Here is a 12,168-nt window from a genome sequence, read left to right on the forward strand (position 1 = left end):
GCTAGGCTAGGCTACGCTGGACGAGGCGACGCGCGACACGCGACACGCGACGCTGCGGCGCGTTCGTCGGAGGCGCCCTTTGTATGCCTCCTGGGCGTGCGATACCATAGTCGACCCACTGTGTTCTTCGAGCAGCTCCAGCTCCCCCTCGGAGGGCTCACTCCCCAGACTGAGCCCACGCGCATCCCGCGGACCCGGCGCGTCTTCGTCAACCGCAACCTCAAGCTCGCGGGGATCGACTGGGTCGGCTTCGACATGGACTACACCCTGGCCATCTACAACCAGACCGAGATGGACAACCTCTCGATCCAGGGGACGGTCACGAAGCTCGCCGCGCGCGGTTACCCCGAGGATCTCCTGCGCGGCCTCCGCTACCCGATCCACTTCCCCATCCGCGGCCTGCTGATCGACAAGCGCTTCGGCCACGTGCTCAAGATGGACCGGTTCAAGGTGGTCCAGCGCGGGTACCACGGCCTGCGCGAGCTCACGAAGGAAGAGCTCCGGTCGCTCTACCAGCACCGCAAGATCCGGCCGAACACGGCCCGCTACCACTGGATCGACACGCTGTACGCGCTGAGCGAGGCCACGCTCTACGCCGGCATCGTCGACGCCCTCGAGGCGCGCGGCGTCCCGCTCGACTACGCGCGGCTCTTCACCGACATCCGCGAGTGCATCGACGAGGCGCACCGCGACGGCACCATCCTCGACGTCGTCCGCTCCGACCTGCCGCGCTTCGTCGAGCGCGACCCGAACCTCGCGCAGACGCTCCACAAGTTCCGCTCGGCGGGCAAGAAGCTCTTCCTGCTCACGAACTCGCGCTGGCCGTTCACCGAGAAGATGATGACGTACCTGCTCGGGGACGCGATGCCCGAGTACCCGAGCTTCCGGCACTACTTCGACGTCATCGTGGTCGCCGCGCAGAAGCCGGCGTTCTTCCAGGAGCGCCGCCCGCTGCTCATCCGCGACGGCGCCGAGGTCCGCCCCGCCACGGCGCCGCTCGAGCGCGGCGCCATCTACGAGGGGGGCAACCTCCACGACTTCGAGAAGTTCCTGAACATCTCGGGCGATCGCGTCCTCTACGTGGGCGATCACATCTACGGCGACATCCTCCGCTCGAAGAAGGAGAGCGCGTGGCGCACGGCGATGATCATCCAGGAGATGGAGGCCGAGGTCGCCGCCCACGAGTCGTGCCGCCGCGAGCACATGGAGAGCGCGCTGCTCGAGGGGCGCCGCGAGGAGCTCGAGGACCAGCTCCGCTTCTACCAGCAGCGCTACAAGGACCTCACCCGTAAGATCGAGGAGGAGCAGCAGAAGAAGAACGGCTCGTCGAACGGCGGCGGAGGCGCGCTGCACGCGGAGGCGTGCGGCGACCACGTCCCGATCGACTACGCGACGTCGTTCTACGAGGCCGAGCGCGGCCGCACGAAGCGCGCCGTCGAGCGCATCCGCGGCCAGCTCCGGGCCGTCGACGCCGAGGTCGCCAAGCTGGAGCGCGAGATCGCCCGCCGCTTCCACCCCTACTGGGGCTCGCTGCTCAAGGAGGCGAACGAGACGTCCAGCTTCGGCGATCAGGTCGAGGAGTACGCGTGCATCTACACGTCGCGCGTCTCCAACCTGCTCGCCTACTCGCCGCTGCAGTACTTCAGGAGCCCGCGCGACCTGATGCCGCACGAGCTCTGATCGCCAAGGCGGCCCGCGCCCGCGCGCGGCCGCCGCTCCAGGAGATCGCCATGAGCACCGTCAGCCTCCGCTCGCTGTTCCTCGCGCTCGCCGCCCCCGCCTTCCTCTCGCTCGTCGCCGGCGGCTGCGGCAAGCGGGCCTGCTTTCACTGGACCGAGCTCGAGGGGGCGTGCCCGTCCAGCGACGACGCGTACGTCTTCTTCCAGAACCCCGGGTGTCTGAGCTCGATCGAGTCGATCGACAGCGAGGGCGACTTCGACGGTGAGCTCTGCTGCTACGACGTCACCACGGTCGACACGGGCGACGAGGAGTGCAGGCCCGTGCAGAACCCCGTGCCAGGCGGCGGCGGGGTCGGCGGCTTCTCCGGGCCCACGCCCAGGTAGCCGCGGCGCTCCCGGGCGCGCGCGTTCGCCGCTGCGCGCTCGCCGCTGGACGCCGGGGCGATTTCGGTCACGCTGGCGCTCCCATGACCACCACCGCCCCGCCCGCCGCGGCCCCCGCGGCCGCGGGCCCGCACGGCGACCTCCCCACGGCCGTGCTCCGGAGCTCGCCCGCGGATTTCGTCGTCGAAGAGCTCCCCGCCTACGCGCCGAGCGGCCGCGGCGAGCACGTGTTCGTGACCTTCCGCAAGACGGGGCGCACCACGCCCGACGCGGTGCGGGCCATCGCGCTCGCGCTCGGCGCCGACCCGGGCAGCGCCGGCTTCGCCGGCATGAAGGACCGGCACGCGATCACCACGCAGACCGCCTCGATCCAGCTCCCGCTCGCGCGGGATCCCGCGCCGCTGCTCGAGCAGGCCGAGCTGCCCGGGATCGAGATCCTCTCGGTCGCGCGCCACGACCACAAGCTCAAGCCGGGGCACCTCCTCGGCAACCGGTTCCGGATCACGCTCCGCGGGATCGCCACCGCCGCGCTCCCGCTCGCCGAGCGCCGCCTCGCCGACATCGGCCGCGCCGGCGTGCCGAACGCGTTCGGGCCGCAGCGGTTCGGGAGGAACGGCAGTAACCCCGAGCGCGCGCTCGCGTGGATCGCGGGCCGCGAGCGCGGGCCGCGCGACCGGCGCGAGCAGCGGCTGCTCTTCTCGGCGCTCCAGTCGCTCTGGTTCAACGAGGTGCTCGCGCGCCGCGAGGCGGACGGCACCTGGAGCACCGTGCTCCCCGGCGATCTCGCCAAGAAGCGCGACACCGGCGGGCTGTTCCTCGTGCCCCTGGAGGGCCCGGAGGTCGCGGACGCCGAGGCGCGCGCCGCCGCGCTCTCGATCTCGGCGACGGGCCCGATGTTCGGCCGGAAGATGCGCTGGCCCGAGGGCGCCCCGGGCGCGCTGGAGCGCGAGGTGCTCACGGCGGCGATCGGCGACCCCCGCAAGCTCGACGCGTTCGCCCACGCCGGGGAGGGCACGCGGCGCCCCCTGCGGCTGGAGGTGGACGGCCTCGAGGTGTCCCCCGCCGGGGAGGCGGCGAGCGGCGGCGCGCCGGAGCCCGCGGGCGGTCCAGGCGCAGGGCAAGGAATTGTCGTCTCGTTTGTGCTACCGAAGGGCGGCTACGCGACCACCGTCCTTGGGCGAGTCTTCCGGCTCGTCGACGCCTCCGCCCCCCAGCCGTCCGTCGGCAGGCCGGGCGCGGCGGGCGCCCCCCCTCCGGAGGAGGAGGACGCAGTCGAGGAAGGGCAGCCCAGCGCCGGACCGTAGAACGAACGTCTCGGCGCGGCCCCCACCCACCCCACCATCGGAAAGGCACCAAGGAAGAAGATGAACCTCGTCGAGTGGCTGCAGCGCATCATGGTCGGCTTCGGGGCCGCCTGGGTCATGTGGTTGATGATCGGCCTCAGCGTCGTCTCGGTCGCCATCATCCTCGAGCGCGCCTGGTTCTTCTGGTCGCTCCGCGACGATCTCGCCGTCCTCGCGCGGGATCTCCGGACGTCCCTCGACGACTCGATCGAGGCGGCGCGGAAGCGGATGGAGGCCTCGCCCTCGGCCGAGGCCGCGGTCGTCTCGGCCGGCCTCGCGGTGGCGCACCAGGGGCCCGACGCGGCCGAGGAGGCCATGGCCGGCGCCGCGGCGCTCCAGCGCATGAAGCTCGAGCGGCGCCTCGCTTACCTGGGCACGCTCGGCAACAACGCGCCGTTCATCGGGCTGTTCGGCACCGTCATCGGCGTCGTCGGCGCCTTCGACGCGCTCGGCCAGGCGGCGAAGACGCCGGTCGCGCAGGCCGCGTCGCAGGCCATGGCGCCGCAGGCCGTCATGTCGAGCATCGCCGAGGCGCTCGTCGCGACCGCGGTCGGCCTCGCGGTCGCCATCCCCGCCGTCGCGGCGAACAACTACTTCCAGCGCATGATCAAGTCGACGCTGGCCAACACCGAGGCGCTCACGCGGGTCCTGCTCGCGCACCTCAAGATCGACCCGGCGTTCGCCGGCGCCGCGCCCGCCGTCGCCGCCGAGCCGCGCGCCAAGGCCGCGCGGGCGCCGCGCCAGGAGGAGAGCAGGAAGGGCGGCGCGGCCGAGGAGGAGCGCTGATGGCCGCCACGAGCCGCAACGACGATGACGACATGATCAGCGGCATCAACGTCACGCCGCTGGTCGACATCACCCTCGTGCTCCTCATCATCTTCATGGTGACCGCGAAGATCATCGTCTCGCAGTCGCTCCCCCTCGACCTGCCGAAGGCGGCGCAGGGGCAGGAGGTGCAGCTCGTCTTCGGGCTCGAGCTGCACGCGAACGGCGACACGTTCGCCGACGGCAAGAAGCTCGCGGGCGAGGACGCCATCCTGCCGATCGCGCGCGAGGCCCAGGCGAAGAACCCGGAGCTCCGCGCCGTGATCCGCGCCGACACGACGGTCCCGCACGGCCGGGTGATCCGCGCGCTCGATCTGCTGAAGCAGGCGGGCGTCTCCAAGATCGCGTTCGGCGTGACGCCGATCGCGCCGGAGCCCGGCGCGGCGCCCGGCGCGACGCCAGGCGCCCCGGCCGCGCCGGCCCCGGCCGCCCCCGCGCCGGCAACACCGAGCCCCGCGCCCTGAGCGCGCCGAGCGAGAGCTTATGAGCCAGGCCACGAGCCATCGCGCCGCGGGGGCGCTCCACGACGGGCGCCGCCGCGACAAGCGCCCCGACCCTGGGGGCGCCAAGGAGCCCCCGAACGCCGCCGGCGCGCCGGCCGCGGGTCGCCCCGGCGATCGGCGTCGCGCCGCGGATCCGCTCGCCGCGGTGCTCGGGCTCGGCGACCGTGCCTCGCGCGTGGGCGCCTTCCTCGGGGTCACGCTGGCGCTCACCAGCCACAGCGCGGCGTCCGCCCGGGCGATCGTCTCGGGGTCGCTGCGCGACATGCGGCAGATGGTCGAGGAGATGCGCGTCGGCATCCACGACTACCTCTGGGCGATCTACGAGGTCGACGTCACGCCGCCGAAGGCCGAGGAGCCCAAGCCGCCCGAGCCGCCGCCGCCCGAGCCCGAGCCCGAGCCCCAGCCCGTCGTGAAGGCCCCGCCGCCGCCGCAGGCGAACACGCCGCCGCCCAAGGACGACCCCTACGAGCCGCCCCCCGCCGCCGCCGAGGCCGCGAAGGTCCTCACGCGCGAGCCGGATCCGGACGAGGTCCTCGACATGACCGACCGCGGGATCGCGAGCGGCGAGGGGCAAGGCGTCGGCTACGGCCAGGTGGCCGGCGCGGGCACGGCCAAGTCCCCCACGTTCAACCCGAACGCCAAGGTCGGCGGCGTCGTCGGCGGCAAGGGCACGGGCGACCCGGCCCCGCCGCCGCCGGCCGTCGCGGGCCCGGACCGCTCGGCCCCGGCCGGCCTGGTCGGCAGCAGCAGCTGGAATTGCCCTTTCCCTCCGGAGGCCGACGTCGACCAGATCGATCAGGCGAAGGTCGTCCTCATGGTCACGGTGCGCCCCGACGGCAGCCCGCTTTCCGTCAAGGTCGTCAGTGATCCCGGTCACGGTTTCGGTCGCGCCGCGCGCATGTGCGCGCTCAGCCGGCGCTACTCGCCGCAAAAGGACCGCGCCGGCTCCCCGATCACCGGCACGACCCCGCCCATCACGGTGAACTTCACGCGGTAGCGCGTCGCGAGAGCTCCCGGAAAATTCGCTCCGCGGCCGGCGCCTCGGCTATCCTCCGCGGCAGCTTGTGATCGTCCCCGAACGGATCGAGCAGCTCTCGAAGGTCCCCCTGTTCAAGGGCCTCACTCCGGCCGCGCTCGAGCTCATCTCGCGCGTCGCGAGCGAGGAAACGCACGCCCTCGGCACCAAGATCTTCGAGCACGGCGATCCGGGCGACAAGCTCTACATCCTGCTCGAAGGCAAGGTCCGGATCAGCCGCGAGATCGCCGGGATCGGCGAGGAAGCGCTCGCGGTGCTCGGCCCGGGCGCGGTGTTCGGCGAGATGGCGTTGCTCGACGAGGCCCCGCGCTCCGCCGACGCGCGCGTGCACGAGCGCTGCCGGCTGCTCACCGTGTCGAAGGACGCGTTCGAGGATCTGCTCTTCTTGCACAAAGAGCTCGCGTACGAGGTCCTCTGGAACGTCGTCCGGATGCTCGTCCAGCGGCTCCGCGAGACGAACAACAAGCTCACGTTCCTCTCTGTCTCGGGCAAATTCGAGTAGAGTGCGGCCCGATCGCCCGGCGACCGTGGGAGCGCGCCCCGGCCGGCGCGCCCTGCTGCACGGGCAGCGGCGTTCTGCTCACGATCAACGGTTCCTTTGGAGGAGTATGGCAGCCAGGATGAAGCACGCAGCGCTCGCCCTCGCGCTCTGGATGGGCGCCTTCGCAGGAGCATGTGGCTCCGCCACGCCGCCGCCCGAGACGGCGGCCGACAAGGACGACTTCGACGGGGAGACGCTCCCGAGCGAGGACAAGGCGACCGCCGAAGCGGAGAGCGCGAAGCCCGCCAAGGCGGAGAAGACGGCGGAGGCCGACGAGGGCGAGGAGCACGCGTCGCCCGCCAAGTCGACGCCGATCCAGGCGACCAAGTTCGAGGCAGATCTGAAGAAGATCGGGATCAACCTCAAGAAGATCCCCGCGCTCGAGAAGCTCCCGACGGCGCAGAAGAAGAAGGTGATGCCGCTGCTCCAGAAGGCGCTCGGCTACGACACCTGCGAGGGCTGCCACGCCGAGGGCGACTTCAAGAAAGAGACGCGCGACATGAAGGTCGCCCGCGAGATGTGGCGCAACTTCGTGATGCCCCTCCGCAGCGAGAGCGGCGGCACCCTCTTCTGCGACAGCTGCCACGCCGGGAACGAGCACGTCCTGAACCGCAAGGACAAGAAGGCCCTGCAGGCGTTCATGGAGGAGGAGTACCAAAACAAGCTCGCGCGGGCGAACAAGGAGGACATGGAGTGCGGCACGTGCCACGGCGACGCCATGGAAACCAAGATCATCGAGAAACTCTGGAACATCCCGAAATGACGGGAATCGTCCGGCTGCCTTGAGCCGCCGTCCTCCTCCAGCAGCGGAATCCATCGCGCTCTCGCGCGCCTAGCGCCCCGCGCCCGCCGCAGATTCGTTAATCTGCTTACCTTCCAGACGCGATCGCGCTCCGGGCGTGCCCGCTCCGGAGCGCGCCCCGGCGCCGGCCTCCGGCCCGGCGCCGGCGCTCGGCCGCCTCATCATGACGACGGATCGCCATGACGGTGGGTCATGCCCCGTTTTCGTACTAGATAGGCGGCATGTGCGGTGTGTTCGGAATCTTTGGCCACCCCGAGGCGGCCAACATGGCCTACCTCGGGTTGCACGCGCTCCAGCATCGAGGGCAGGAATCTGCGGGGATCGTCAGCAGCGACGGGGAGCGCCTCTTCGGCCACCGCGCCATGGGGCGGGTGCAGTCCGGCTTCGCGCCGTCCGATCTCGCGTCGCTGCCCGGCGACCGCGCCATCGGCCACGTCCGCTACTCCACCGCGGGCGGGTCGCACCTGAAGAACGCGCAGCCGCTCGGCGTCGACTACGCGCGCGGCTCGCTCGCGGTCGCGCACAACGGCAACCTCACGAACCACGAGGCCCTGCGCGAGCAGCTCGAGGCGCGCGGCTCGATCTACCAGACCGCGAGCGACACCGAGTCGATCGTCCACCTCATCGCGATGAGCAAGAAGGACGATCTGCGCCAGCGCATCGCCGAGGCGCTGAAGCAGGTGGAGGGCGCCTACTCGCTGCTCTTCCTGACGGAGCGGGAGCTCATCGCCGTGCGCGACCCGCGCGCCATCCGGCCGCTCTGCATCGGCGAGATGACGAGCGGCAGCGGCGTCGCCCACGTGGTCGCCAGCGAGTCGACGGCGTTCGATCTGATCGGCGCGCGCAAGGTGCGCGACGTCGCGCCGGGCGAGATGGTGATCATCAGCGCGGACGGGGTCCGCTCCGAGTTCCCCTTCGCGCCGGAGTCGCGCAAGCTCTGCATCTTCGAGCACGTCTACTTCGCCCGCCCCGACTCGACGATCCAGGGCGTGAGCGTCTACGAGGTCCGCAAGGCGTTCGGCCGGCGCCTGGCCATGGAGCAGCCGGTCGAGCCCGGCGACGATCTCGTCGTGATCCCGGTGCCCGACTCGGGCGTGCCGGCGGCGATCGGCTTCGCCGACCGCGCGCGCGCCCCGTTCGAGATGGGGCTCATCCGCAGCCACTACGTCGGCCGCACGTTCATCGAGCCGCAGCAGTCGATCCGGCACTTCGGCGTCCGGCTCAAGCTCAACCCGAACCGGGCGGCGATCGAGGGCAAGCGGGTCGTCGTCGTCGACGACTCGATCGTCCGCGGGACGACGAGCCGCAAGATCGTCAAGATGATCCGCGACGCGGGCGCCCGCGAGGTGCACGTCCGGATCTCGAGCCCGCCCACGCGCTGGCCCTGCTACTACGGCGTCGACACGCCGACGCGGTCGGAGCTCATCGCCTCGAGCCACTCCGTGGACGAGATCTGCAGCTACCTGACGGCCGACAGCGTCGGGTACCTGTCGCTGGAGGGCCTGGTCGAGAGCGTGCGGTCGATCGAGGCGCGCGAGGGCGACCCCGGGGCCGCGCGGCCGTCGGCGGACAGCTACTGCCACGCGTGCTTCTCCGGCAGCTACCCGATCCCCTTCACGCCGGCCGCGCCGAGCCGGCAGCTCCGGATGGTGAGCGGTTGACGCTGCCCCGCCCCTTCGCCGAGGGTCCGCCGGCGACCGAGGGCTCGGCCGAGCGCCCGAGCGCGGGCGGCGCCGCGTCCGCGCCGCTGTTCGCGCGCGTCGCCGACGAGGTCTCGATCTACGAGGTGAGCCCGCGGGACGGGCTCCAGAACGAGGCGGCGATGATCCCGATCGAGGGCAAGCGGCGGCTCATCGCGGCGCTCGTCGCCGCCGGCCTCCGCCGGATCGAGATCACGAGCTTCGTCTCGCCGAAGTGGGTGCCGCAGCTCGCCGACGCCGAGGAGCTCTCGAGGACGATCGCGGCCGAGCCGGGCGTGACCTTCAGCGCCCTGTGCCCGAACGCGCGCGGCCTCGAGCGGGCGCTCGCGGTGGGCCTGCGCGAGATCGCCGTCTTCCTGAGCGCGAGCGAGGCGCACAACCGCGCCAACGTCAACAAGTCGATCGACGACACGCTCTCGGTGTTCTCGGAGATCGTCCCGCCGGCGCGCGAGGCGGGCGTCGCCGTGCGCGCGTACGTCTCGACCGTGTGGGGCTGCCCGTACGAGGGCGACGTCGACCCCGCCCGCGTCGTGCGCATCGCGGAGCGGCTCATCGAGCTCGGGTGCTACCAGGTGTCGCTCGGCGACACGATCGGCATCGGCACCCCGCGGCAGACCCACGACATCGTCCGCCGCTTCCTGGACGCGATGCCGCCCGAGCGGTTCGCGCTGCACCTGCACGACACGCGGGGCACGGCGCTCGCGAACATCCTGGTCGGCCTGGAGCTCGGCGTGCGCGACTTCGACGCGTCGGTGGCGGGCGTGGGCGGCTGCCCCTACGCGCCGGGCGCGGCCGGCAACATGGCGACCGAGGATCTCGTGTTCATGCTCCACGGGATGGGCGTCCGGACCGGCGTCGATCTCGACAAGCTCATCGAGGCGGGCAACGTCGCCGAGCAGGTCATCGGCCGCCCGCTGCCGGGCAAGGTCCACCGCGCCGGCCCGTTCCGGCTGCGCCGCCTGCCGACCCGGGGCTGAGCTCGGCCCAGCGCCCGGCCTCGCGGCGGAGCGCGCCGCCGGCCAGAAGCGGAGCGCGCCGCCGGCCCGACGCCGAGCGCTGGGCCGAGCTCAGCCCCGAGGCCGAGCGCCGCCGCGCGCTCGGCCGCCGGGGCGTCAGTTGCCCGCCCTGCACTCGAGCCGGGTGAAGAAGACGTGGTGCTCGCCGCCCTCGCGATCGTCGCGGAAGAGGATGCCCACGTCTCCCTCCGGCCCGAACGTGGCGACCGGGCCGATGCTGTCGCGGCGCGCGAAGGTGAGCCGCTGCTCGTCGCTGATCGGCACGAGATCGGCGTTCACCGTGACCGCGTAGAGCTCGTAGCCGTCGTTCTGGTCGCGATCGTCCGAGTAGATCGCGAGCAGCCGATCGCCGAGCGGGCGCAGGAACGGGTACCGGGAGCGGAAGGGGCCCGGGTTCGAGATGGCCCTCGGCTGGACGAGGATCTCGCCGTCCTCCGAGACCGCGGCGGCGTAGATCGCCTTGGGGCTCGCCGACTTGTCGTACCACGCGATGACGTAGCGATCGCGGTTCCACACCACCGTGGGATAGACCGCGTCGGTGTCGCCGTTCGTCAGCGAGACGGCCTCCGAGCTCGGCTGGAGCTCGGCGTCGAACGTCTGGAACTGGATGAAATGCGTGACCGCGTCGCCCGCCGACCACGCGACGCCGATGCCGCTCTGGCCCGCCGCCACGGAGGGCGCCTCGTTGTCGAAGCCGCTCGAACCATCGGTGAGCTGGACGTTCTCGCCGATCAGGTTGCCGTCGACGTCGATGCGCTGGGCGAACAGGTCGAAGGCGCCGTTGCGCTCGTCCTGCCAGACGGGGATGAACTCCGCGTCGTTCCACGCGAGCGACACGTTGACCGAGAAGCCTGGCGCGTTCGAGAGCCGCCGGTCGCCGCCCTCCACCTTCTCGCCGTTCTCGTCGAGCAAGGAAAAGTACACCTCGTAGTCGCCGTCGCGCCGGTCCTGCCAGGCGGCGCCGTACCGATCGCCGACCCACACGATCGGCCCGCCGGAGGCGTCGCCGTTCTTCGGGGTGATGATCTCCTCGCCGGGCGCGAGCGGCTCCCCGCCGGCGCTGATCATCGTGCGGTACACGTTGAAGCCCCGCGTGGTGCCGGTGTAGAGCGCCGCGTACGAGGTCCCGCTCCAGGACAGGCCGCCCGAGCTGGCCGGCGCGATGTCGCCCGAGATGCGGATCGCGTCCAGGTCGCGCGGCACGAAGCGCGCCCCGTTGTCGACCGTGCCGTCACAGTCGTTGTCGACCCCGTCGCAGATCTCCCTCCCGCCGGGGAAGGCCGCGGCGCTCGAGTCGTCGCAGTCGTCGCCGCACGCGAGCGGCTCGCCGGCGATCGTGCCGGGCAGCGGCGCGCGGAAGCCGTCGCCGTCGATGTCGAGCGTCGACGGCCCGTAGGTGCAGAACCCCGTCGCGCTCTCGCAGGTGTCGCGGGTGCACGGATCGCCGTCGTCGCAGTCGACCGGCAGCAGGGACACGCACGTCCCTCCGCGCCGGGGGGCAGCGCCGCCCGCCCCGCCCTCGGGCGCGGGCGCCGCGCCGCCCTCGGGCTGCCCCGCCTCGAACAGCTGGCAGACCACCGGCTTGCAGAGATCCTTGGCGCCGGGGCAGTCGGCGTCGACCTCGCACTCCGGCGCGGGCGGCGGGATGTTCAGCCCCGTCCGGGCCCCGCACCCCCCCGAGAGCGCGGCGCCGCCGGCGGCGGCCCCGAGCAGGACCAGCGCGAGGGCCGTCCTCCGATGCGAGCGCGGACCCACGGAGCGCGTCGTCACAGGCATCCGCCCATCCCCTCCACGTCGATCGGCTCGCACACGAGCCCCGGAGCGCAGCTGTCGTCGCCGCTGAGCGCGCAGAGCTCCACGCACTGCGTGCCCGAGCCGGTCACGACACAGGCGAACCCGGCGCCGCACTCGCCGCCGCCGCTGCACGGATCGCCCTGCCCGCCCGGGCCGGCCGGCGCGCAGAAGGCGCCGTAGATCTCCTGCCCGCACGGCTCGCTCGGATACTGCACGTAGATGAAGCACCCCTCTCCGGGGGCGCAAAAGCCGCTCGACTGATCGTAGGGATCGCACGCGAAATCGGTGATCGGCGGCTCCATGTCGGGACAGCCGGGGTCCTCGTACTCCTCGAGCGGGTCCGGGCCCGCGTCCGCGCCGCCGCCCCCGACGCCCGGAACGGGAGGCGCGCCGGCCTGGCCGCCCCCGCCTTCCGCGGACGGATCGTCCACGATGACGGTCTGTCCGCAACCGACGGCGAGGCCCAGACCAGGGAGCGGCACGCAGAGGAGTGTCAGGAAGAGCGAGGAGCAGCGTCGCATGGCGCCATGCTATCGATTCCACGC

At 72.2% G+C, this 12,168-nt stretch carries 12 protein-coding genes; 10 read left to right on the forward strand and 2 right to left on the reverse strand.

What is annotated here, in order from left to right:
- Positions 1-120: 120 nt before the first annotated feature.
- The 10 genes from WMF26_RS25960 (at position 121) to WMF26_RS26005 (ending at position 9,790) form a co-directional block, all read left to right on the forward strand.
- On the forward strand, positions 121-1,680 hold the full coding sequence (locus tag WMF26_RS25960; protein WP_437994861.1) for an HAD-IG family 5'-nucleotidase: 1,560 nt from the start codon (positions 121-123) through the stop codon (positions 1,678-1,680).
- A 50-nt stretch (positions 1,681-1,730) separates the two neighbouring features.
- On the forward strand, positions 1,731-2,063 hold the full coding sequence (locus WMF26_RS25965) for a hypothetical protein (RefSeq protein ID WP_437994862.1): 333 nt from the start codon (positions 1,731-1,733) through the stop codon (positions 2,061-2,063).
- Between the two features lie 83 nt (positions 2,064-2,146).
- Positions 2,147-3,367 carry a tRNA pseudouridine(13) synthase TruD gene (gene truD, locus WMF26_RS25970; RefSeq protein WP_437994863.1) on the forward strand — a complete coding sequence of 407 codons (1,221 nt, stop codon included), beginning with the start codon at positions 2,147-2,149 and terminating at the stop codon, positions 3,365-3,367.
- 60 nt (positions 3,368-3,427) lie between these two features.
- Positions 3,428-4,192, forward strand: coding sequence for a MotA/TolQ/ExbB proton channel family protein (locus tag WMF26_RS25975; RefSeq protein WP_437994864.1), 765 nt, complete (start codon positions 3,428-3,430; stop codon positions 4,190-4,192).
- A complete protein-coding gene (locus WMF26_RS25980) occupies positions 4,192-4,695 on the forward strand; it encodes an ExbD/TolR family protein (RefSeq protein ID WP_437312382.1) in 504 nt (167 codons plus the stop codon). Before WMF26_RS25975 ends, WMF26_RS25980 begins: the two co-directional genes overlap by 1 nt.
- A gap of 19 nt (positions 4,696-4,714) precedes the next feature.
- Positions 4,715-5,731 carry an energy transducer TonB gene (locus WMF26_RS25985; RefSeq protein ID WP_437994865.1) on the forward strand — a complete coding sequence of 339 codons (1,017 nt, stop codon included), beginning with the start codon at positions 4,715-4,717 and terminating at the stop codon, positions 5,729-5,731.
- Between the two features lie 67 nt (positions 5,732-5,798).
- Positions 5,799-6,272 carry a cyclic nucleotide-binding domain-containing protein gene (locus WMF26_RS25990; RefSeq protein WP_061621876.1) on the forward strand — a complete coding sequence of 158 codons (474 nt, stop codon included), beginning with the start codon at positions 5,799-5,801 and terminating at the stop codon, positions 6,270-6,272.
- Between the two features lie 118 nt (positions 6,273-6,390).
- Positions 6,391-7,074, forward strand: a complete 684-nt coding sequence (locus WMF26_RS25995) for a hypothetical protein (protein WP_437994866.1) — start codon at positions 6,391-6,393, stop codon at positions 7,072-7,074.
- Between the two features lie 260 nt (positions 7,075-7,334).
- A complete protein-coding gene (gene purF, locus WMF26_RS26000) occupies positions 7,335-8,774 on the forward strand; it encodes an amidophosphoribosyltransferase (RefSeq protein WP_061621878.1) in 1,440 nt (479 codons plus the stop codon).
- Positions 8,771-9,790, forward strand: a complete 1,020-nt coding sequence (locus WMF26_RS26005; RefSeq protein ID WP_437948889.1) for a hydroxymethylglutaryl-CoA lyase — start codon at positions 8,771-8,773, stop codon at positions 9,788-9,790. The genes purF and WMF26_RS26005 overlap by 4 nt, the downstream gene beginning before the upstream one ends.
- Before the next feature lie 135 nt (positions 9,791-9,925).
- Here WMF26_RS26005 and WMF26_RS26010 read toward each other — a convergent pair whose 3' ends face one another.
- Positions 9,926-11,605, reverse strand: coding sequence for a MopE-related protein (locus tag WMF26_RS26010; RefSeq protein WP_437994867.1), 1,680 nt, complete (start codon positions 11,603-11,605; stop codon positions 9,926-9,928).
- On the reverse strand, positions 11,596-12,144 hold the full coding sequence (locus tag WMF26_RS26015; RefSeq protein ID WP_020737138.1) for a hypothetical protein: 549 nt from the start codon (positions 12,142-12,144) through the stop codon (positions 11,596-11,598). Before WMF26_RS26015 ends, WMF26_RS26010 begins: the two co-directional genes overlap by 10 nt.
- Positions 12,145-12,168: the final 24 nt, after the last annotated feature.

The sequence above is a fragment of the Sorangium sp. So ce185 genome (genome assembly GCF_051526825.1).
GTDB lineage: Bacteria > Myxococcota_A > Polyangia > Polyangiales > Polyangiaceae > Sorangium > Sorangium cellulosum_D.

Coding starts and splice junctions, on each gene's coding strand:
- WMF26_RS25965 (WP_437994862.1), top strand. CDS start 1,731: ATGAGCACCGTCAGCCTCCGCTCGCTGTTCCTCGCGCTCGCCGCCCCC.
- truD (WP_437994863.1), top strand. CDS start 2,147: ATGACCACCACCGCCCCGCCCGCCGCGGCCCCCGCGGCCGCGGGCCCG.
- WMF26_RS25975 (WP_437994864.1), top strand. CDS start 3,428: ATGAACCTCGTCGAGTGGCTGCAGCGCATCATGGTCGGCTTCGGGGCC.
- WMF26_RS25980 (WP_437312382.1), top strand. CDS start 4,192: ATGGCCGCCACGAGCCGCAACGACGATGACGACATGATCAGCGGCATC.
- WMF26_RS25985 (WP_437994865.1), top strand. CDS start 4,715: ATGAGCCAGGCCACGAGCCATCGCGCCGCGGGGGCGCTCCACGACGGG.
- WMF26_RS25995 (WP_437994866.1), top strand. CDS start 6,391: ATGAAGCACGCAGCGCTCGCCCTCGCGCTCTGGATGGGCGCCTTCGCA.
- purF (WP_061621878.1), top strand. CDS start 7,335: ATGTGCGGTGTGTTCGGAATCTTTGGCCACCCCGAGGCGGCCAACATG.
- WMF26_RS26010 (WP_437994867.1), bottom strand. CDS start 11,605: ATGCCTGTGACGACGCGCTCCGTGGGTCCGCGCTCGCATCGGAGGACG.
- WMF26_RS26015 (WP_020737138.1), bottom strand. CDS start 12,144: ATGCGACGCTGCTCCTCGCTCTTCCTGACACTCCTCTGCGTGCCGCTC.